General features: G+C 40.4%; 24 protein-coding genes. 4 read left to right on the forward strand and 20 right to left on the reverse strand.

Annotated elements, in window-relative coordinates; all coding sequences use genetic code 11:
• A complete protein-coding gene (locus QNI15_RS33625; protein ID WP_314036203.1) occupies nt 1-324 on the reverse strand; it encodes a hypothetical protein in 324 nt (107 codons plus the stop codon).
• Nucleotides 325-580: 256 nt separating this feature from the next.
• Between QNI15_RS33625 and QNI15_RS33630 the strand changes: the two genes are divergently transcribed.
• Genes QNI15_RS33630 through QNI15_RS33640 form a run of 3 tightly spaced genes read left to right on the forward strand, consistent with a single transcriptional unit; the run spans nt 581 to nt 3660 of the window.
• Nucleotides 581-1243 carry a hypothetical protein gene (locus QNI15_RS33630; RefSeq protein ID WP_314036205.1) on the forward strand — a complete coding sequence of 221 codons (663 nt, stop codon included), beginning with the start codon at nt 581-583 and terminating at the stop codon, nt 1241-1243.
• On the forward strand, nt 1212-2000 hold the full coding sequence (locus QNI15_RS33635) for a hypothetical protein (RefSeq protein ID WP_314036207.1): 789 nt from the start codon (nt 1212-1214) through the stop codon (nt 1998-2000). The genes QNI15_RS33630 and QNI15_RS33635 overlap by 32 nt, the downstream gene beginning before the upstream one ends.
• 7 nt (nt 2001-2007) lie before the next feature.
• A complete protein-coding gene (locus tag QNI15_RS33640; RefSeq protein WP_314036209.1) occupies nt 2008-3660 on the forward strand; it encodes a hypothetical protein in 1653 nt (550 codons plus the stop codon).
• 56 nt (nt 3661-3716) lie between these two features.
• Here the strand turns inward: QNI15_RS33640 and QNI15_RS33645 are convergent, their stop codons facing one another.
• From QNI15_RS33645 to QNI15_RS33705, 13 genes are all read right to left on the reverse strand, one after another.
• Nucleotides 3717-3935 (reverse strand): hypothetical protein, encoded by a 219-nt coding sequence (locus QNI15_RS33645; RefSeq protein ID WP_314036211.1) that lies wholly within the window; start codon nt 3933-3935, stop codon nt 3717-3719.
• Between the two features lie 61 nt (nt 3936-3996).
• Entirely contained in the window at nt 3997-4527 is a 531-nt protein-coding gene (locus tag QNI15_RS33650) for a hypothetical protein (RefSeq protein WP_314036213.1), read from the reverse strand.
• A 106-nt stretch (nt 4528-4633) separates the two neighbouring features.
• A complete protein-coding gene (locus tag QNI15_RS33655; protein WP_314036215.1) occupies nt 4634-5059 on the reverse strand; it encodes a hypothetical protein in 426 nt (141 codons plus the stop codon).
• A gap of 114 nt (nt 5060-5173) precedes the next feature.
• The gene (locus QNI15_RS33660) at nt 5174-6121 is read right to left on the reverse strand and encodes a hypothetical protein (protein ID WP_314036217.1); all 948 of its coding nucleotides are present in this window, start codon (nt 6119-6121) and stop codon (nt 5174-5176) included.
• 78 nt (nt 6122-6199) lie between these two features.
• On the reverse strand, nt 6200-7561 hold the full coding sequence (locus QNI15_RS33665; protein WP_314036219.1) for a S49 family peptidase: 1362 nt from the start codon (nt 7559-7561) through the stop codon (nt 6200-6202).
• Nucleotides 7562-7716: 155 nt separating this feature from the next.
• Complete coding sequence (locus QNI15_RS33670) at nt 7717-8004, reverse strand: hypothetical protein (protein ID WP_314036221.1); 288 nt, start codon at nt 8002-8004, stop codon at nt 7717-7719.
• 149 nt (nt 8005-8153) lie between these two features.
• Complete coding sequence (locus tag QNI15_RS33675) at nt 8154-8633, reverse strand: hypothetical protein (RefSeq protein ID WP_314036223.1); 480 nt, start codon at nt 8631-8633, stop codon at nt 8154-8156.
• The gene (locus QNI15_RS33680) at nt 8630-9142 is read right to left on the reverse strand and encodes a hypothetical protein (RefSeq protein WP_314036225.1); all 513 of its coding nucleotides are present in this window, start codon (nt 9140-9142) and stop codon (nt 8630-8632) included. The genes QNI15_RS33675 and QNI15_RS33680 overlap by 4 nt, the downstream gene beginning before the upstream one ends.
• 4 nt (nt 9143-9146) lie before the next feature.
• On the reverse strand, nt 9147-9944 hold the full coding sequence (locus tag QNI15_RS33685) for a hypothetical protein (protein ID WP_314036227.1): 798 nt from the start codon (nt 9942-9944) through the stop codon (nt 9147-9149).
• A 14-nt stretch (nt 9945-9958) separates the two neighbouring features.
• Nucleotides 9959-11947: a hypothetical protein gene (locus QNI15_RS33690; RefSeq protein WP_314036229.1), complete on the reverse strand. Its 1989-nt coding sequence runs from the start codon at nt 11945-11947 to the stop codon at nt 9959-9961.
• Nucleotides 11948-11958: 11 nt separating this feature from the next.
• On the reverse strand, nt 11959-12594 hold the full coding sequence (locus tag QNI15_RS33695) for a hypothetical protein (protein WP_314036231.1): 636 nt from the start codon (nt 12592-12594) through the stop codon (nt 11959-11961).
• Between the two features lie 119 nt (nt 12595-12713).
• On the reverse strand, nt 12714-13292 hold the full coding sequence (locus tag QNI15_RS33700) for a hypothetical protein (protein ID WP_314036233.1): 579 nt from the start codon (nt 13290-13292) through the stop codon (nt 12714-12716).
• Between the two features lie 431 nt (nt 13293-13723).
• Nucleotides 13724-14221, reverse strand: a complete 498-nt coding sequence (locus QNI15_RS33705; protein WP_314036235.1) for a hypothetical protein — start codon at nt 14219-14221, stop codon at nt 13724-13726.
• A 104-nt stretch (nt 14222-14325) separates the two neighbouring features.
• Between QNI15_RS33705 and QNI15_RS33710 the strand changes: the two genes are divergently transcribed.
• Nucleotides 14326-15021 carry a hypothetical protein gene (locus QNI15_RS33710; protein ID WP_314036237.1) on the forward strand — a complete coding sequence of 232 codons (696 nt, stop codon included), beginning with the start codon at nt 14326-14328 and terminating at the stop codon, nt 15019-15021.
• Here QNI15_RS33710 and QNI15_RS33715 read toward each other — a convergent pair.
• Genes QNI15_RS33715 through QNI15_RS33740 form a run of 6 tightly spaced genes read right to left on the reverse strand, consistent with a single transcriptional unit; the run spans nt 15018 to nt 18807 of the window.
• Nucleotides 15018-15722 carry a hypothetical protein gene (locus QNI15_RS33715; protein WP_314036239.1) on the reverse strand — a complete coding sequence of 235 codons (705 nt, stop codon included), beginning with the start codon at nt 15720-15722 and terminating at the stop codon, nt 15018-15020. The genes QNI15_RS33710 and QNI15_RS33715 overlap by 4 nt on opposite strands.
• A gap of 9 nt (nt 15723-15731) precedes the next feature.
• The gene (locus tag QNI15_RS33720) at nt 15732-16121 is read right to left on the reverse strand and encodes a hypothetical protein (protein ID WP_314036241.1); all 390 of its coding nucleotides are present in this window, start codon (nt 16119-16121) and stop codon (nt 15732-15734) included.
• A 35-nt stretch (nt 16122-16156) separates the two neighbouring features.
• The gene (locus QNI15_RS33725; RefSeq protein ID WP_314036243.1) at nt 16157-16546 is read right to left on the reverse strand and encodes a hypothetical protein; all 390 of its coding nucleotides are present in this window, start codon (nt 16544-16546) and stop codon (nt 16157-16159) included.
• 5 nt (nt 16547-16551) lie between these two features.
• Nucleotides 16552-16977, reverse strand: coding sequence for a hypothetical protein (locus QNI15_RS33730; protein ID WP_314036245.1), 426 nt, complete (start codon nt 16975-16977; stop codon nt 16552-16554).
• Nucleotides 16978-17024: 47 nt separating this feature from the next.
• Nucleotides 17025-17315, reverse strand: a complete 291-nt coding sequence (locus QNI15_RS33735) for a hypothetical protein (RefSeq protein WP_314036247.1) — start codon at nt 17313-17315, stop codon at nt 17025-17027.
• Nucleotides 17316-17319: 4 nt separating this feature from the next.
• Nucleotides 17320-18807, reverse strand: a complete 1488-nt coding sequence (locus QNI15_RS33740) for a hypothetical protein (protein WP_314036249.1) — start codon at nt 18805-18807, stop codon at nt 17320-17322.
• Nucleotides 18808-18880: the final 73 nt, after the last annotated feature.

The following is an 18880-nucleotide window of genomic DNA, read 5'->3' on the forward strand; positions in this document are numbered from 1 at the left end:
CTAATAGATCACAAGTTGACTATTGTAATGAGTGATCAGGCGTATGTGTATAGCACGTACCTTACCATTTTTAAGTAGTACCCTGCGTATAGAGTTATCCCTATCTATAGAGTGTAGCACTACCTGCTGATAGGTAGCAGACTTACCGGCTACCTTACGACGCACATCCGCCTTAATGAATGTGATATCAAAGGGCTTCTCTCTATGGGTATCTATCTCATTGAGTACTTCCTTTAAGGTGATAGTGTTCATATTGTATTGTGTATAATCCTGATCGTATAGCAAAGTTGGCAAGCGTTGAGAGGGAAAAAAAAGACAGCTCATTCGTGCCGGCCAGGGCCACCCACCAATCCATATATCGTAATTTTTTCAAGTGGAAATTTCCAGTTGGTGACAGCGCGTTGACGGGGTGAAAGTTGAGAGGTTGCGCCAAAACTTTTTTTGATACATTATTCAATAGATTTAAAATCAATGAGTTGGATAGTGCGAAGAAACGCCGAGGTGTTCAGTGATTTTGGTGTCTTTTTTTGGCATGAGAAAGAGAATTTCCTTTGTAAAAAAAAGGAAATAACAATTCAAGATGAGTATTCAACAATGGCTTATTGGTGGCCAGGATTACAAGGCTGGAGTAGAGCTGTATCAAAAGTTTGGTAATTCTTCTGTCTGGAAAAACATACTCAGCCAGGGGGAAACAGAATACAACCGAGACAAGCTCCTGTCTTTGCTGACAGACTTGTCTAAAGAGAATCACGCCGAGAAGCTAGCCAGTAAACCTGTAGCTGCTCCCAAACCAGAAGTTTATAAGCCAGCGCCTGAGCCTGGCTCACTTCTCGATCAGGTAAAGAGTGAATGGTTACCACTCTACAAACGCATGAGCTTTCTGCATACGCAACTGACACACCTGCCCGCAAAGGAACGCGGAGAAATTGCTTTTGAGATCCTGCGCCTGGATAAAGAAGTGAATCAGATCTGGAAGAAAGAGAAGTTTATCCGAGAGCACGGACAGCTCCCTGCAGAATCTATACAGGAGAGTAAAGCAGCTCATGATCTGTCTACTCAGATCGGAATACAAAAGCGGATTCTCAACCTTCGCTGCTCTATTTCCAAACACAAAAAGAATCCCAAACGGAAAGAGGATCTGACTGAATGGGTGAGAGAAAAAGCCGACCTGGAACAACAATTAAAAGACTTAGGATTAAACACTCAAAGCAATGGCTCCAAAGAAGAAATTCAGACCTGCTAACCGTACCAGCCGGATAGGATTCAGGCCTAACGGTACAGATATAGACGATGATATCTCAGGACAAGAACAGGAAGATGATATCCAGGGTTTTCCACTCACGAGCAAAGTAAAGAATCCCTTTAAAGCACTCGGTTTACGGCCTGGCCATATTGATTTTAATCCCAACAATCCAGCGGATAGGATCTATGCCTGGTATATGTCTGGGGCTTCACAGGAGCTTTCACCTGAAGATGAATGGTATCACCATGTATTTAAGACAGCTCACTCCGCACAGATTCAAGGCTATATGGATTCTGAGATCGCTAAGATTCTTAAAAAGAGATTTGAATTGTCTGAAAGGTTGGCCTATAAATATATATACAGCGCAATCAGCTTGTTTGGTAGTGCTAATGTTTCAGACAAACAGGCACAACGCTATATGCTGACTCAGATGGCTAAAAGCTGCTACAGACAGGCTAGGAAAGATCAGGATCTTAAATCTGCTTTACTGGCTATCCGTGAAATGAAAACCATTAACGGCCTGGACAGAGAAGATGCATTCCTGGCAGATCCGGCCACACTGGGAGGAAATACCTTTATGGTTCAGATCAATATGATTTCAGAAACGGGAGAACAGAAAGCTGTAACCATTGATCTGAATAAAATGGATGCAGCTCAGGAAAAGCTTTTGCAGGATACAGTCAATAACATGAATCAGGCAAGCAGCGAGGAATTTTGGGAAATCTTAGACAAAGCTACCGATGGTGATCCAGAGTAATAGAGCCATGAGTAAAGATATTGCTGTGCAGAATCTGGATCTGAACAAAGCACAGCTTCGTATCCTATCATGTGGAGCCAAAGAAGCGGTTTTTAATGGTCCGCGTGGTGTAGGTAAGTCTACTGGTATTGCCTGGCTGGTAAAGGAAGTTGTCGAAAAGATGCCAAGATCCAGCTGGGGAATCTGCGGAAATACCTATATGGGTATTCTCACCCGGACATTACCTACCACAGTGGCTGGCCTGGAGAAGTTAGGCTATATCAAAGATGTACATTTCTTTGTAGGCAGGCGAGCGCCTGAGCAGCTCCGCTGGCCGATGCCACTGACACAACCGCTAAAGTTTGACCACTTCATTCATTTCTATAATGGAACAGGTTTTCACCTGATTTCACAGGACAAGGGAGGTGGATCTGCACGGGGTCTGAGTTTAGACGGAGTCATTACTGATGAAGCGCTAATGATTAACAAAGAACAGTTTGATCAGGATGTTGTCCCAACATTGAGAGCCAACCTGAGACGGTTTGGACATATTCCGTTTCACAAAGGGCAATTTCATTTTACCTCAATGCCTTACGGAAATGAAGGAAAGTGGATTATGGACTTTGGCAACTACTATGAAAGGCAGGATAATTACGATTTTATCTATCTGCGAAACGAAATTATAAAGCTTCAGCTCCAGTTTTTAGATAATCCGGATCGTAATTTCCGCATCAGAACATGGGAACAATTGCAGAAACTAGAGAAAGAATGTGTCTTTTACAGGCAGAAACGAGGCAAAGATAAGGGTAAATTCTATATGGAGGCTTCGGCTTTTGACAATCTGAAGAATTTAGGCCTGGACTATTACACCAGGGAACGAGCCAAAGCAGCCTCAGAGTTTACCTTCCAGGTCGAATATCTGGGAAAACGGACCGATAAAATAGAAGGAGGGTTTTATCCTTACCTCTCGGATCTGCACAGGTATTCTACCTATGATAATGATTATCTGCACAGCCTGGAGTACGACCTGGAGAAAATCGGACTGATTGATTCGCGGGCAGATTCAGACTGTATCGCTACACAAGAACTTTGGTTAGGTGCTGACTGGGGATCGAAAATAAACTGTCTGTCTATCGGCCAGACAAGAGAATACGGGTTTGATTTTATAAATGCCATGTTTGTAAAAACTCCGCAGATCCTTGATGATGTAGCCAAAAACTTTTGTAACTACTACAAATACCATTTGAAGAAGGTAGTAAACTTTGTTTATGACCATACAGGTAATACCCAAATGGCAAATTCAAAGCTGACCTATGCAGAACAGTTTACTAAAATACTGGAAGAACATGGATGGACTGTATACAGGCTTACTGAGGGAGCTGCCAATTTTCACAATGATAAGTATATGCTTCTCTCCAGGCTGCTCAAAGAAAACGATCCACATTTACCAAAGCTTCGTTTCAATAAAAACAACTGTAAGTATCTGCTTATCTCAATGGATAATGCACCGGCCAGGGATGGTAAAAATGGAATCGAGAAAGTAAAAACCTCTGAGAAATCAACTACCATACCACAGGAAACAGCCACACACTTTTCTGATAGTGGGGATTTAATTATTTGTCATTTATATGGTGATCTATTGGATACTGAAATACCGTTTATGGGCAACGTTATGGGATAATACTAAAAAAGCCGACAAAATATCTGTCGGCTTTTCCATACTACATAATTCTACATCTATTGTTCTGTCTGTTCTTTCTTTCTAGATCCGGGTTTCTCTTTTTTCTGGAGGATTTCCGGATGATGGGTTGCAATCAGTGCAGCCTGGTCAGCTGTCATTGATCTAAGATCTATTTCCTGATTGATAGGCAGTCTGAATAGAACACGTGTAGGCTCTATCAGGGCCGTATAACTCTCTGCTAACTCAGCAGGTAATTCATTTTTTCTTGTTTCCATACGAGTAAATAAGAGGGAATAATATAAAAACCCCTTCGAAAAGGGGTTTTACTGGTTGATATTAGGGAGCTGTAGGATACAATACAATGTTTCCATCATAGAAGATCATACCATTTGCATAAGAATTGACTTCAAACGTCCATCCGTTCCGGCCTGAGCTGAGTGTACCTGAGTCATATTTTGCAGATATTTCAGCAAAAATATTCTTAGTTCCGATCTGGAATACATACCCGTTTGGGTTTGGAACCAGGACAATGAACTGATCATTTTTACATTGTCTTGCAAAACCAGCTGCTTTTTTGGTCGTACCTGGATGGAAGAACTCAACTTTAGGAGCGTATCCTTTGCCATCGCGTTCTCCAGTTAATTCCATCATTTTTTTAGCTGTATCCAGTGTAGCATATGCTGTATGGAATCCTTTACCTGTTTTAAAGGTATGCGCTGTAATAATCTCCAGTACTCCAGGTATTGTAGGTGTAGGGTTGAAATCCTGTATCACCTGAAAATAGGAAGTAGGAGCATAATAAATAACTTGGGTTAAACCTCCCTGGTTATCCTGGCCCTGTAGACCAGTCAAATCTGAATAATCCATCTTATAAGATCGTTAGCTTAAATAATTAGTCTAGTGCGTGTTTGGATGATATAATTGCTGATGATATAATTGCTGTAGAGTGAATCAGAACTATCTCTCTGCCTGATTACAGAGCTTTCAAAAAGCCAACCTTTTTATCTACCAGCTCTTTTAACAATTCCTTGTTAGTAGCCAGATCGATTGCCTTATAGTCTCTGTTTTTGAATTTGAAGCTTGATACAGTTACTTCAAACTCTGCCTTACCAAGTTTTACTACCAGCTTTCCGGATGCTGACGCAGTAGCTGCTTTGGCTGCTTCTAATTGCTCTTGTAATTCTTTATTGCTTTTGAGCAGTTCTGTTACTGCTTCTTCCTGAGCTTTTATCTGTGTTTCTGTATCAGCTTTCAAAGCTGTATGAGCTGTTTCCAATGTTTTCAATTCAGCTTGTTTTGCTTCTAATTCAGCCTGTTTTGCTTTTAGCTGGCTTTCGGCTGTTGCCAGTTTTTCTGTCAATTCCTTAGAAATTGTAGATTCTTGTGTTTGATCTGCCATAATGGGTATAAGAAATAATACTATTCGTGAATGAAAATGCGTACATGAAAGGATAAAATCCCCTCCATGAAGGAGGGGCTAGAGTAGAGTTAAAGACTTTCTGATCTGAATTGATTAGGCCTGATCAGAGAAGAAAAGCAGATCCAGGATAGAGAAACCAAGTCCTTTGTGAGAATCGTTATACAGGAAGATCTGACGTTTTAAACTCTCCAACTGGAAATTGGAAGAGCTTACATTTTCTTTCTGCAAACGAACTGCGTTTCCTTTTGGAGTGATCCAAAGTCTGTCAGATCCCTGCATAGATTTGAAACCTTTCAGCTGAATGTTGGTTCCTTTCACTTTCATGCTGTCTCCTGTGAAGTCCATACGTTGACCGTATTTTTCACCATAACCATAAGAATAGCGTAGTGCTATATCCTGGTTACAAGCCAGAGAGGTAAGCGCAGCATTCCGGTACAGACTATCAATCTGTCTACAGAAATCTTCTACATAGTCAACTGTTTCTTTATCAGTTAAACCATCAATAGAACCCATTGTAATAGGAGCTACACCTTTTGTAATCGCTTTCTGAATCCAGTACTCAACCCCATTGATTGCAGTTCCTGCAGGGCCGGCTACACCAGGTGTAGGAGCTACATAAACACCTTTGAATACTTCGTACAGCTCATAATCTTCCTGCATTTTAGGAATGATCAGGTTTTCTACTAACCAGCGTACAATAGGCCATTCGGCACGGTTTAACTTGTTATCTACCAAGAAACCTAACCAGGAAGAACGTAAATCATCCGGATAGTCTTCATAATCCACTTTCACAGGGAACTGACGGATTTCACTAGGCTCAAACTTAGCTACTTGGGTAGGAGTCCAGCCTTTCTGGAATGGCTGCAATAAACGGCCAATACTCACTTTAGAGTCACGCCAGATATCAGAATCGGTTACTTTAGTAGTAAACTCGTTTTCCATTTCTGATTTGTGATAAAGAAGCGTAAGCAGATTTTTAAAGTTCTGCCCTGAGGCGAGGTAATAGGCGCCGAATTCGGCCTTAATGTCTGCAATATTCATTTTGCTTTAGTATATTATTGTTGTGTTTGGAAATTGATTCGTTGAAAGACTCTTTGTTGAAATGCTTAATTAAAAGGCTTAATTAAACATTGGGTTATTATCCAGCTGTCTGTTGTGAGGCAGATTAGCAATCACTTTAGTTGTATCACTCTCATTGCCTGATTCCAGAGTTTCACCTGATTTTACGGGAGTAGTAGGTGTTGCTCCTGGCTGAGATCCGTACTCGTCTGCTTTTGCTTTCCAATCTTTAGCAGATTGCTCAGCAGCCACAAGGCTCGTATTGGCAACTTTCAGATCTGCCTGAGCCTGATCGAGCTGAGTCTGAAGATTGGTTTTATCAGCTGTTAGCGTCTGATTTTCTGCCTGGAGGCGTGACATTTCACCATTGATTTTGTCTACATGCTCCTGTGTGAGTTGAGTTTCAGACTGAGAAGCAGATGGAGTCCAGCCTAAGAAGCCGGCAATAGCAACAAGTGTTGATGTTAATTTGGGCATAGTTCTATTTTGATTGGTATTTTGATTAAATGGATTTACGATTTGAGTTTTGGGAGTTCTGCCCAGCTCCTGAGCCAGGGCAATAGCTTCATCAAAGGTTCCGATAGAATCAGCCAGTCCATAGTCGTCAATGGCTGCCTGAGATAGATACATTTGTCCGTTTAAAGGAGCACCGGCTGTTTTTCCTTCCAGGGGTTTGCCTTCTTTCAGTTTGCCGGACCTGTATTGTCTGACTGAGTTCAGGAAAATGTCATTGGTAGGGTTGAGAATATTCTGAATGATCGGCTCATAGTTACCCTCTAAGGCCTGGAAATAATCTTCATTTTTCAGATAAGAATCTGTTGCCCGGATATTATGTAGCTTTATTCCCCATTCTTCAAACAGTTTGGTGTAATCTGCAAAGCGGATTGCTGTACCAATAGACCCGATTTCAGCGGTTGCATGTGACATCATGATATGTTGAGCACGTACGCCAATGGCATAGGCAGCACTGGCACACATGCCATCCACCCACGAAACGACTGGTTTTTGAAGACTGGAGAGAACATCGGCAAACTCAAAGGTCCCGTCTACGGCTCCGCCCCCGGATGCCAGTTGTAAAACGGTTGCGGAAATATTGGGATGGTTATCGGCTTCTTTTGCCCAGAAAGACATTTCCTGCGTTCCAGCAGTCCAGTAACTGTCTTTCATGATCACTCCCTGGATCGGAATGACAGCGACAGATCCAGGCTCTGCCATGTCGAAAGATTCAAACCGTCTGACTCTGCCACCACCGGCAGAGATGGCGTAGGATACCGGCTTTGTTTCCTTATCGTTACCCAGATCTAACGATTGACCTTTTAACAACAGTTCTACCTGTGTGAGAAAGCCCAGTGCATAGCGCGTTTCAATAAGCCATTTACCACCCAGTACCGCAGATAACAGACTAATGTTATTTTGTTTCATTAACCTTTAAAGTTTTGTTCGCTCTATCTCCCCATTTTACAGGGCTTTATGAATCGATTGGTGAATCGTGGATACAAAGGTTGTTAGGGGGTAGAAAGAAAAAAAAGACAGGTCTAAAAGGCCTGTCTTTTCAAGTAAAAAGGTCTATTACGAAACTATTTATTCTGATCTTTTAAGCGTTCCTGAATCGATTCTAACGCATTGCGTAGTACTTCTTCTGACTGACTAACCTGTGCCAACCTGTTAGCAAGTTTATCCGCATAATCATTAAGCCATTTGGTTTTCTGGTCTAGCTGTTCTAACTGTTGGAGTAACAAAGTAATCGTTTCCGGATCTGCTCCGGTTGTTAATACCTGAGCAAGTCCTAAAGCCCTGCATAAAGTATCGCGGTAATGATGGTTAAAATTGTAAATTTCTTGCTCAGGCTTCACAGGCTCAGACATTGTGGGAGTGTTTTAGTCAAATTCTACGCATAAAGTTTCATATTTTCAATCTCATAAAAAAAGACACAGATCAGTGTGTCTTTTGTAAAACGTTGAAAGTGCTGTACTTCTGTTACTTACATGGGATGAGCTAAAATATTTCTTTTAGCTCAGGCTTTCTTTCTTCTGTAGAGCATTTCTTCATACAGTTCACCAGGTGCAATATCCCAGGGGTGAGAATACTCTAGGACCATAGCGCAAAGCTCACTACAGAAAACAGCTTTCTGAGCTTGTTCCCATTTGGGACCATACCAGGAGCCAGTGATATACTTGAGAATTTTCCAGAAAAGCAGAGAGGCATAATCATATCGTTTGCCAATGGCATCCATTAGCCAGACAGGATACTTATCTACCAGGATGAATTCGGTTTTGCGTTTGGCTCGAATCTCCCACACTGAGCTAGGGGTCATCGTGACTCCTTTTCCAAGAGCTTCAACAATCCAGTCTTTACCGTCCAGCTCGACCAGTAAGGCGCAATGATTCCAGTAAGAGCCAGTCACAAGCCTGATCGGAAACCAGACAAAAACAGCCGAGAAAAACGACTTCCATTCAAAATCGTTATGTACAAAAATGATTGCTTTTACTTTCATGGCTCTACAAAGACATAGGTTTCAGGATCAATCATATTCAATCTTCTCTTGATTCCTGTTTCTATCATTGTGGCAATGCTTACAGGAGGGATCTGATAAAGAAATAAAGCCAGGATCATATCATATTCACCTATTGTCTTCTGTATTTGTACATCCTGCAGGATAGGCTGACCATAATCGGGCACCATATCATAAACAGGATTACCATTTTCATTCGTACCAATTGGATCTGTTCCTGGTACAGGGATCATGACATATTCATCTGTAGGAACTTGTACAGTAATCATTTTGGGCTGATAGTTGCTATCTACAACAGGTATCTTCGTACCATTATCGACCAACATTCTAGGCAATTCTAAAGGGCTTTTAACCCATACTTCCGGTTTACCAGGCGTTTGCACAAGTTTGTAGGTAATGAATTCAATATTGCCTTCTATATGCGTGAATTCACATTTTGAAGCGATATAGTAGGAAACATCCCCTACTGTATCAATTAATACTTTTACCATTATATTAGATTTCGTATGAAAAATTAAGTGAGGGATATTTTCTTTTTAAATAGTTGTAAATGCCTTTTCTCTCTGTTGCACTAAGTATTTTATTATAGAAAGCCATGTAAGCCAGATCACCAGCCCAGTACACTGAAGGATTTGGGTTTGAGTCTGAAACTAGATAACCTGTGCCCAACATAAAAGGGAGTGCGGTATTGAAATTGCTATTTCCTACAGAACGATTTGATTGATAAGCTCCTTTGTTTACTGAAACACCTGCTGTTAGCGTTGATCGGTTAATAATATCTTCCATCGTATACCAATTATTTAGAGCTGTAGCAGGCAAAGCCACAGATTCCGAAGTTCCACCATTTACATTTAGGTAATAACTCATTACTGTAGAACTGAAATAGAAAATACCCCATGTGCCTGTCGAATTAGAAGAAGAACCTTTACTATAAGGACCAGATGGGAAACTACCATTTAAGGCAGTTGTCTTATAAATAGCAATTCGCGTCCAGCTTGTACTCTGAAGATCGAGTATATCACCAAAGCTTAGAGTGTCATTCGTTCCGTCAAATCTTATTACTGCTTTGCCATCCAGTGCATTTAAAACCCTTTTAGGCCTGTTTGCTGCTGTTGTCTGAGAGCCTGTGTATGCATTTCCACTACGTTCAATATATTGGCTTACTTCATCTCCTCCTGTACCTGTTAGAGTAAAACCGTTCAGGTTATCAGCATCTAATAAAAACATCAGATTTGAAACATCCTTCGGATTTACTATAGAATAGGAGGTCGCTCTTTTATAAATCGTCTGCATAGTATTACAAGGGATTAACTGTATTGGCAGGGCAGTGAAAGGTTACCTTGTGTCTGACCTGAGTTAAGTGTTACAATGACTGAAAGTTCAAATGGTGTTGAAGCAGCCGTTATATCAGTGTTTGCATCAGCTATTAAAGTTCTGACAGTTCCCGAATTAATTTGATATGAGATAGTTGCTATTCGGGAGCTGACAGGACTGGCAGTAATAGTAAACTTTTGAGAAAAGGTCACCCGTGCTGTCAGAGCCAGATCTGTATAATCCAATGCAAGAATAAATTGCTTAGCGAGGGTGTTATTCGTAGTTGCTTGGTTTTGCAGCTTTCCAATTCCTGTTTCAACTGTATCGGATGTGCTGACAGTACCTGAAAGACTCGTATTTACAGCGCTTAATACAGTAGATCTGACAGAGATCGCAAAGTTGGAAATGAAGTAGGCTACTTTGCTAAAGCCTAAAACGATAGAGTCAGTTGCTAATAAAGTTCCGCTGACTGATCCTAAACCTGTCAGCAACTTTCCTATAACAGCACTATTTAATATAGTGGCATTTGAGGCAGTTCCTGATATCTGACCTCCCATAGTCGGATCAGTGGTAATTGTTTTATAGGTTCCATCATCAGCCAGATACTTTGTTCCGTCTCCAGTCTTTACCAGTATCTTTATCCAGGACAGAACTGCATCTAGTATGGTTCTGATTTTTGTCTTACCACTATTGAGCGTTATTCCGATACCCGTTGCATCAGCTGGAGTAGTGGGTGTATAGTCTAGTGTATTCTCTCCAGATGCATCTTTGGTAAAACCTGTAAAAGTCAGATCCATGCTTTCAGCCTCTGAGAGCTTTGTAAATGAATCTGTATTCAGATCATATTTATAGTAGGCAGATCCTGAACTGACAGACGGATCAGCTGACGCATCCACAACAAAGATGTTCTGTTCATCCTGGTAAGGCTTATCAGCAATCATCTGTGTATAGGTATTCTTTCTGATATCAGCAGGGCCACCACTGGAGGCTGTCACATTCCCATTTGCATCCGGAGCAATATTATTGACTGTCTTTACAAAGTTAGGCAGCTGAGCTGCTGGAACTTTACCGCCTTGCAAATCGGCTTTACCAGATAAAAGGGTATCCGTTTCACTCTTAGTATAAATATTAGCTATCGCAGACTGAAGAGAAGCAATAGAGGCCTGTATAAAGTTGAGAGCTGGAGTGATCAAAACTTTACCATTTGTTACTAAACCAGTCCACCAAGCAGGTACAGAAGGGGTAAAGGTTGCCTGATCAATATCACCACTTATACCTGCATCTAGTAAGGCTTTGAGCTGCTCTAATGCCAATTGTGCATTCCAGGCTGATAAACCAGGGATGGGATCTATTAAGACAGCTTTTCCGGAAAGGTCAAAGTCAATTGCTCCTGGCTCAGAGATTTTAATAAAATCCTGAAGGGAGGCAATGTATTTATAAATGGCTGGACGTGCTTCTCCGTTCGGTCCTGGCTCCACGGTCGGATCATCCGTAGCATCCACAACATAGACATTTTCCTGATCCAAAAGCAAGGGTACGCCACTGATCGGGAGCATGTCGCGCTCATCTATGGTTTCGGCTCTGCGGTCAATACGCTGAACTCCATCAATCCGATCTGAAAGCTTTTTCAGGGTATTATTAGCAGACGAAGCGCCACCAATCAGCTGATCAATGAGTAATTGAGCTGTACCCTGATTTTCTTTCTTATTGATATTTACCCGAATTGCCTCCAGAACAAGATTCAAAACAGTTCCTGTAATGACTCTTCCATCGTTTAGTATCAGATTCCCTGCCTGTATTTCTGCCAGGATGACAACACCCGATTGGGTAGTTGTGGCAGGCTGAACAGAAGGAGTGACAAATGAATCGGCTATATCTTGTGTAAAGTCCCGAAAGGTAGCTGCTTTGATTTCTCCTGTATCGTTATCGGCAAAGCCAGGGAGCCACTTTGCAATAAATTCGGCTGCTGTATATTGTGCCATTGTCTTATATCTTATACTATATCTAAATCAAATGAAAAGGCTGATTTCAGGATTACATTCTGTCCAGGTAGAAGTGTAGCCAGGACCTGACCATCGGCCCGGAAAATCTGACACACACCATCAACCGGAGGCTTAACGGGAGGTGAAATAATACCCGATTCAGATACGGTAAAAGAACCTCCATAGAAAGGAGCTGCTTTTGGACTAGTGCCTTTGAGAGTGAAACTGATTCCGTTTCTATTTGTGGGGTTTGTACCTGTGTCCAGATCTGCTTCAAAGGTGAGATAAAAGTCTTTGTCTCCTACCAGCTTTAAAAGTCCGTTATTGTCTCTGTAAATAACTACTAACCTTCGACCATACAGATCCAGGAGAGCGCTTTGTAAATCAGCAGAGTCGCGGGGAACATAGCCTTTCAGTTCCTGAGTAAAGATTGGACCTGCTTTAGTGTCGTTTTGCTGCTCTTTAAAGCCTAAAGTGCCCTGACTTGGACGAAAACTATAGAAAACCTTACCTGATTTCATAATAATATCAGGTGAAATGACTCCATTTATAGGAGCGCCTATGTATTCAATTTCGTCTGCATCTGCATAGAAAAAGGACTCTACCCCCCCTAAATTGTCACCTGGTAACTGATTTATGTTTTTCATAGCTGCTAAGCTAAAACCCTGCAAATTGCCAGTAAGCAAAAGGACAAAGTCCAGCGTCTTTTATTGATGTATTGTGAATACTAATCTTACTTTCTACTCAAAAAAAACAGCGGTTACTTTTAGGCCGCTTGTCGTATTTTACTTTCTTTCTTCAAATCCTTCTTTCTTTCTACTCCCAGCTGATCCAGCTCGTACCGCTGGTAGGCTTTCAGAAGCGTTCCGTGGTTGATATCCTGATCAGTGAAGCCGTGCATATCCATAAAATCAAAAACAGCCTTTTCTTTTCTGAATCCAAAGCGTTGTGTGAGAAGGGTTACATGATCGTAAAACCGTCTTTTCATCTCAGAATCCACCAGATTGTTAAACCGAACGGTTGTATAATCGGTAAAATGACGGTGTTTGGATTTGTGGATCTGAAATGTCCAGCGCTCTGTATACCGATTCATAAATTTTGAATACTTACTATGAGAAAGGTTCTGCTCCAGTAATGCAGCTGTCTCTTTATCAAAAACCGAACTGGTCCCAATCCGATAAACTGTACTTTTCACATCTGAATAGGTTGTTTCCAACATCATAGTAATTTGTCTGCCTAAATGATCATTCTGGCTGATCTTGTGCTCAGCTGGATACATCTGCTCTAAGTACTTCTTCACATAGGGTAGTACTCGTATTGAGACTATCACATCATTCTCTTTCATCGCTGATATGTTTCGCTTTATACAAAGTTGGATTTTGAGACAGGCAAAAAAAAATACAGCCCTTACAGTGGCATCTGTAAGGGCTAGTTACTTACTTTTAGTAAGTAAACGTATTCTATATAGTAGGTTTTCTCAACGTGTGAGAAAATGCATTGTTTTGCAGATAAATGATGATTTGCAATGGATTAGAAAGGAAATTCCTATATGGTACAATTAAAACATTCTTAACAGCTTACAAGTCTGGTAAGAAGTACGAATTTCAATTCCTATGTGGTACAATTAAAGTGTTTGGATTTTGAGCCACTTCAGATAACATGCTACTTATTTCAATTCCTGAATGGTGCAATTAAAACCCATTTACTTACTAGAGGAAAAATAGAGAATGGAATCAATAAATGCATATTTTCTATGAGATTTTTTTGTTAAACCGCTCATACCACTGGAAATCCCAACTCAGAATATAACTCATTTAAACAAAGTTCTATTTCAGCAAGAATAAAAGGATAAATCGAATAGAAGCTCTGTTTCTCTTCTGAATCTTCAAGTCCAAACATTGAAGCTTCCGCATTAGTTAATAACGAAAACTTTTCATCTAAATTTGCTAACTGAGCCTTACTTTTGTCGGTGAGAAACATCTCATTTGCATCTACTACATGGGCAATATCAATTCTAAATTGTAACCCGCTTCCTGCCAAATCATAATAAGGTGAGAATTCATTGGAGGAATGTTCTGAAATTTTTCCAAGACAATATCGCTTAGCTTCTACAAGTTTAGTGCTTATCTCTTTATACGCAGGTATTCTGCTTTGATAGAGATAATCTATTTTTTTAGACCTAATACCAAATCTGTATGTTAAATAACTAGCTAGAAAAGCAGAAATAAATGGAGAGATAAAGAGAAAAATTTTAAATAAAAGATCATATTCCATATTGCAGTAATTTGTTTAACTTTTATGTCTAAAAAGCTAGAAAGTGACCTTAATGAAAACAATTAATTTTATCAAAGATAGAAACGTAAATCTTGATGGATAGTATGGATGAATTAAACGAAAACTCTGATTCTGAAAGCCTTTTTCAGCAAATGCTAGAAAAATATTATGCAAGTCATGATAAATACAGTATAAGGATATCATGGCATACTCAACATGCTTTTGAAAACATTTTGGATTTAAAAGGTTTTAGACATTCCATATCTAAAAACTTAGAAGAAGAAAAGATAGAAGAGCCAATTACATCATTCCCTCTTGGTTATTTTCAGATTGAACAACCTTCGAGAATTAGATATGCTTATTTAATTTTTCTTTTTACTATTCTGGAAAGAAGAGTTAGAGCCGTAGTAAAACTGACTCTTGAGCTTAAAAAAGATGCACCAAAAGAGCTATCCGACTATAAAGGTGCTTTCTTAGATAGAGTTCGTCAATTTATGTTGGATAATATGGATTTTGACATATCAACCTATGCGGAATGGCAGCAAGTTATGTTATTTCAAAAAGTAAGAGACTGTATAATTCACTGTGGTGGCAATATTCACGAATCCAGAGATAAAAATTATTTACAATCACTGGCAGATAAAGGTATTTTTGAACTGAACGGAAATGGATATATACGTATTAATAAAGACTTTTGCGGAGAAATGGAAAGCATAGTCCATTCATTTATAAGTGTGGGCCTCGAAAAATTATATTATAAACTTTGGGATATAGAAAGTCAAGGTGATACGAATAACTAAATCTTTTGTATTCTTGGATTCATTTTGCATCTACCTGCATGTGCATTTAAAGCCGACTGGTTCTTAAAATCAGTTCGGTTGCAGTATTTACAGTTCAGCTGATCAGCTTTAGCTGAGTTTACTTTTGCTTGCTGCCTTTTAGTTGGTTCAGCTGAGCTGACCTGTTTAGCTGAGCTAATTACCTGAGCTACTTTTTCAGCTACGAGCTGCTTAGCTGGCTCAATGAGGTCAGCTGATTTTTGCTCAGCTGACCTGGTAGCTGGCTGAGCAGCTGATTCAGCTAAAACAATGCTTACTGGCTTTATTTCAGCTTTCTGCTCTTGCTGGCTGTATTCTTGACTGTGTTCAGCAAACAGCTCACAGAAATACCACAGCAAATACGAGCTAAGCACATAGATTACAATTTTAGCTGCCGTATGGCTCCAGCTGAAATCAATCACCTGATTAGCTAACAGGTTAATCAAACAGCTACCAGCTGCTAAAACAACTGCCTGCTTTTTAGCTCCAGCTAATACACTAACCAGCACACCCAGCTCAATACCTATTGCCCAGGTGAGAGCAGCTGCTAAGCTTAGATCATAGCCAAACACACTTGTCCAGTTAGCTCCTCCCTGGCTGAGTACCAAAGAAAGATTTCCGATCTGATTAAGCTGAATACAACTGATAGCGATAATGAGCAGGATTGTAAAAACGGTTCGCATGTAGCTTGTTTAAAATATAGTTAATTGCTCTCCGTCTGTTTCAGACTGAGCATTGGCTCTTTGAGGTTTCTCTTTAGGATCTTCCAGTGGTATCTCAGAAGGAGATTCCGATACAGGATTTGGAGGTGTAATAGTCATAGCTTGCCATTCTTTCACTGTGAAAATCGAATAATTCACCTTGAAGCGATCTTTACCCAGACGCGGATCTTTCGCATGTATCCGGCCATGACAAACCGCACAGATCACATAGACATTAGAGTTTTTGTTATTGCGTCTGTCTCTGTCATCATGGTGTACACTGAGCTGATTGGTGGCTCCACATCTCCAGCATGTGTTCCAGATCTCCAGCATTTCTTTGCTGGTCTTCCTCGCTTCAGGGTGATTGTATCCGATGGACATAGGAATGTTTTTAAGTAAAAACTACCTGTTCACTTTTATCTGAGTTGCATCTGATCCGCTAACCGATAGGATTTGATACTATGATCAAGTTGGTCAATAACAGACTGTAAAAAGGGATTATTGAAACTAAAAACAATCTGCTGGTGAAGAAGATATATATAACTCACCTGCAAACTGATCGTAACTTTTGCCTGCCTTTTGAGAAAAGCATTCTCCAGCTTTTTACTCAACACCTGGTGTAGCCTTTTTAAGTCGCGTAAAGTGGCTATGTCATTATAAGTGTACTTAACAGAAAAGGTCTGATAGTTGTAATCCATTTTAGATTCTATATCATTCGCTTTTTCTCCTGTTGTCTCAGCCAGTGCCTGGAGCTGCACCAGTTCCAGACTTAATTTGATGGTATCTTCTTGAAAAATGGTATCCATACAGATTAGTTGTGAAAGTCTTGGGGAGGAGCAGCTGCATAGATAGTCGCATATTCAGCCATGCCTATTTCTTCAAAATAGTTGTCTATTGTTCGAATGCAAGTTCCAAATTCAGTCATTCTCACTTCACAGAAATACATGATATGATCTTTTCCTGGAGCAATCGTATTATAGATAAATATCTCTTTATCAAAGAGCCTATGAATTGCTTCCATAGGCTCTTTCATTAGATCGTTGCCTTTAGGATAGATAGGAGATTGTTCAATTGTAGCATTTAATTCCTCTGCCTGATCTTCTGTAACAAGAGGAAAGTCGACTAACAATTGTCCACAGTAAAAGCGTTGTTTCCATAAAGAAATATTTTTGAACACCAGGAGAAACTCAACTTTAGGGTTGAGAGCTAAATCACTTAATTCTGAATTGTCGATCATAATTTCAGGTGTGGTTTATAGGATATCAGGTTTTGCAACCCCATAATTCATTTTCCGTTGCTCTGCCAAACACCATTGGCAAAAGTCATTATTCGTTTTGTCAGATCCTGCCAGTCTGGAGGGTTTGGATGGTTGTACTCATGGATGTAAGCAGCTTTTACCTTACCATTCCATTTGCCAGTAACCAGATTCATATGGCGTTTGATCTCATAGGTTTTGCGTTTTAATCCGGTTTTGTTTCCTGCCAGACCATAGATCCGCTGACCTTTTTCATTATCGTGAAAAAACACAAGCATTACCGTTAAAGCTCTGCCTCTGGCTCCGTCATTCATTTCCATTGTTTTACTGTTTTGAATTTTGGGTGTAAGTGATAAATAGTGCGTCAAGGGATTTCATAGCCTGATCATCTTGTAGCTTAGAAATCCGATCTTTCCAGTAAGAGCGCAATTCCAGCGGATTAAACCACTTTTTCTTCATACCTGGTATAGTTCCGGTTTGAATAGATCGACGGGCTTTTCTTAGCTCATCTTTCACTTTATGCGTATGCTTACTATGTTGGTTATCAGACCACCATTCATAGGTTTTAACAAAACCCTGTGTAAAACTGAAATTGAAGTATTTGGTAGGACTGGCAATCACCCAGTCCGGATAATTACTTTTGAATTTGGCTGCAATATCTATCTGCTCCAGTACCTGATTATGATATTTTTCCCATCGGTTCGGGTTCCATACTGCAGAAAATCCTGAGTAGACTTGCTTGTAAATCAGTTGCTTGAAAGTCCGCTCCTGATCAGGTGAAAAATATTGGTGTGGATAGATCTTTTCTTTCGCATACTCCCAGAAAATTGCCACATACGACAGGTATATCTGCATATTAACTTCCCGGATGGAAGCAGCTGTACCGGCTTCCTTGGCTTGTCGGGTTAAACGAGCGTTAGGGGTTGCAGCCGGTACGGGCTGGCCTTCTTTATCTTCAATATTCTGGTCTGAATGGATGTTTTGAGCTGAATTTTGGCCGTTTTCAGGCTCTGAGGCATCATTAGCATCGATTTGAGACCACTTTTCTTTTACCTCAGACAGGTATATGTCAGCCGGCCCCGCGCCCCCTGGATGTTCTACAATGTTCTCCATTGTCTCATCTAAGGTTTCGGGCTGGCCTTCTTTGTTCATCAAAAATTGTTCATCAATGTTCTTCAGACTACTACCTATTTTGGGTTGTTCACCATGTTTCGTCAGAAGATAGCCGCTCTTATTTGGGAAATCCACACTGTCCACACCACTGTTAGTAGAGTTATATTTAAATGTTCTACATGTTTTACGTGGCGAAACACTACCACTATAGGGGGGGGAGGTCTCGCTTTTAGCGGTTTGGAGAGGTGGCTTTGGGCCGAGGCCTGTAAGTATCCACGGATGTATCCACAATGCGAAGCGAGCGTTTGAGCCTCTGAACACCTTCTTTAAAATGCCTATCTCTACAAGCTTTGTAATGTGCTCATAGACGGTTCTTTCTTTCCACTTGGTAAGCCTGGCTAATTCCGGACGAGAGGTAAGCAAACAAGGAAGATCTTCAAAATTCTGAATTTGGGCTGGATCATATTTCTTATTTTGATCTAGGAATTTATTTAAAATAGGCTCCAGCGTTCGGATTTTGTTCCCACGAATCGTATCTTTGATATACGTTTGATTCTGCTCATGTTCAGTTATCCAGGTGTGAAGCCTGGAATAAATCTGTTTGTAGTTGAAATACGCTACAGACGAAGCAGACAGATCTTTGATTTGAATGTTTGGCTGCTCCTGGCCGGGAGTTGTCGATATATTTTGTAAGTGCATATTTTCTATATTTAAGACTTCATTCATTTAAACAGTCCCGGCACATCGTACCGGGATTGTTTCATTCTCGGGC

This window comes from Xanthocytophaga flava (genome assembly GCF_030068545.1).
GTDB lineage: Bacteria > Bacteroidota > Bacteroidia > Cytophagales > 172606-1 > Xanthocytophaga > Xanthocytophaga flava.

Bases quoted from the DNA above. Each gene is read 5' to 3' on its own strand.
- QNI15_RS33625 (WP_314036203.1), bottom strand. From the start codon at position 324: ATGAGCTGTCTTTTTTTTCCCTCTCAACGCTTGCCAACTTTGCTATAC.
- QNI15_RS33630 (WP_314036205.1), top strand. From the start codon at position 581: ATGAGTATTCAACAATGGCTTATTGGTGGCCAGGATTACAAGGCTGGA.
- QNI15_RS33635 (WP_314036207.1), top strand. From the start codon at position 1,212: ATGGCTCCAAAGAAGAAATTCAGACCTGCTAACCGTACCAGCCGGATA.
- QNI15_RS33640 (WP_314036209.1), top strand. From the start codon at position 2,008: ATGAGTAAAGATATTGCTGTGCAGAATCTGGATCTGAACAAAGCACAG.
- QNI15_RS33645 (WP_314036211.1), bottom strand. From the start codon at position 3,935: ATGGAAACAAGAAAAAATGAATTACCTGCTGAGTTAGCAGAGAGTTAT.
- QNI15_RS33650 (WP_314036213.1), bottom strand. From the start codon at position 4,527: ATGGATTATTCAGATTTGACTGGTCTACAGGGCCAGGATAACCAGGGA.
- QNI15_RS33655 (WP_314036215.1), bottom strand. From the start codon at position 5,059: ATGGCAGATCAAACACAAGAATCTACAATTTCTAAGGAATTGACAGAA.
- QNI15_RS33660 (WP_314036217.1), bottom strand. From the start codon at position 6,121: ATGAATATTGCAGACATTAAGGCCGAATTCGGCGCCTATTACCTCGCC.
- QNI15_RS33665 (WP_314036219.1), bottom strand. From the start codon at position 7,561: ATGAAACAAAATAACATTAGTCTGTTATCTGCGGTACTGGGTGGTAAA.
- QNI15_RS33670 (WP_314036221.1), bottom strand. From the start codon at position 8,004: ATGTCTGAGCCTGTGAAGCCTGAGCAAGAAATTTACAATTTTAACCAT.
- QNI15_RS33675 (WP_314036223.1), bottom strand. From the start codon at position 8,633: ATGAAAGTAAAAGCAATCATTTTTGTACATAACGATTTTGAATGGAAG.
- QNI15_RS33680 (WP_314036225.1), bottom strand. From the start codon at position 9,142: ATGGTAAAAGTATTAATTGATACAGTAGGGGATGTTTCCTACTATATC.
- QNI15_RS33685 (WP_314036227.1), bottom strand. From the start codon at position 9,944: ATGCAGACGATTTATAAAAGAGCGACCTCCTATTCTATAGTAAATCCG.
- QNI15_RS33690 (WP_314036229.1), bottom strand. From the start codon at position 11,947: ATGGCACAATATACAGCAGCCGAATTTATTGCAAAGTGGCTCCCTGGC.
- QNI15_RS33695 (WP_314036231.1), bottom strand. From the start codon at position 12,594: ATGAAAAACATAAATCAGTTACCAGGTGACAATTTAGGGGGGGTAGAG.
- QNI15_RS33700 (WP_314036233.1), bottom strand. From the start codon at position 13,292: ATGAAAGAGAATGATGTGATAGTCTCAATACGAGTACTACCCTATGTG.
- QNI15_RS33705 (WP_314036235.1), bottom strand. From the start codon at position 14,221: ATGGAATATGATCTTTTATTTAAAATTTTTCTCTTTATCTCTCCATTT.
- QNI15_RS33710 (WP_314036237.1), top strand. From the start codon at position 14,326: ATGGATGAATTAAACGAAAACTCTGATTCTGAAAGCCTTTTTCAGCAA.
- QNI15_RS33715 (WP_314036239.1), bottom strand. From the start codon at position 15,722: ATGCGAACCGTTTTTACAATCCTGCTCATTATCGCTATCAGTTGTATT.
- QNI15_RS33720 (WP_314036241.1), bottom strand. From the start codon at position 16,121: ATGTCCATCGGATACAATCACCCTGAAGCGAGGAAGACCAGCAAAGAA.
- QNI15_RS33725 (WP_314036243.1), bottom strand. From the start codon at position 16,546: ATGGATACCATTTTTCAAGAAGATACCATCAAATTAAGTCTGGAACTG.
- QNI15_RS33730 (WP_314036245.1), bottom strand. From the start codon at position 16,977: ATGATCGACAATTCAGAATTAAGTGATTTAGCTCTCAACCCTAAAGTT.
- QNI15_RS33735 (WP_314036247.1), bottom strand. From the start codon at position 17,315: ATGGAAATGAATGACGGAGCCAGAGGCAGAGCTTTAACGGTAATGCTT.
- QNI15_RS33740 (WP_314036249.1), bottom strand. From the start codon at position 18,807: ATGCACTTACAAAATATATCGACAACTCCCGGCCAGGAGCAGCCAAAC.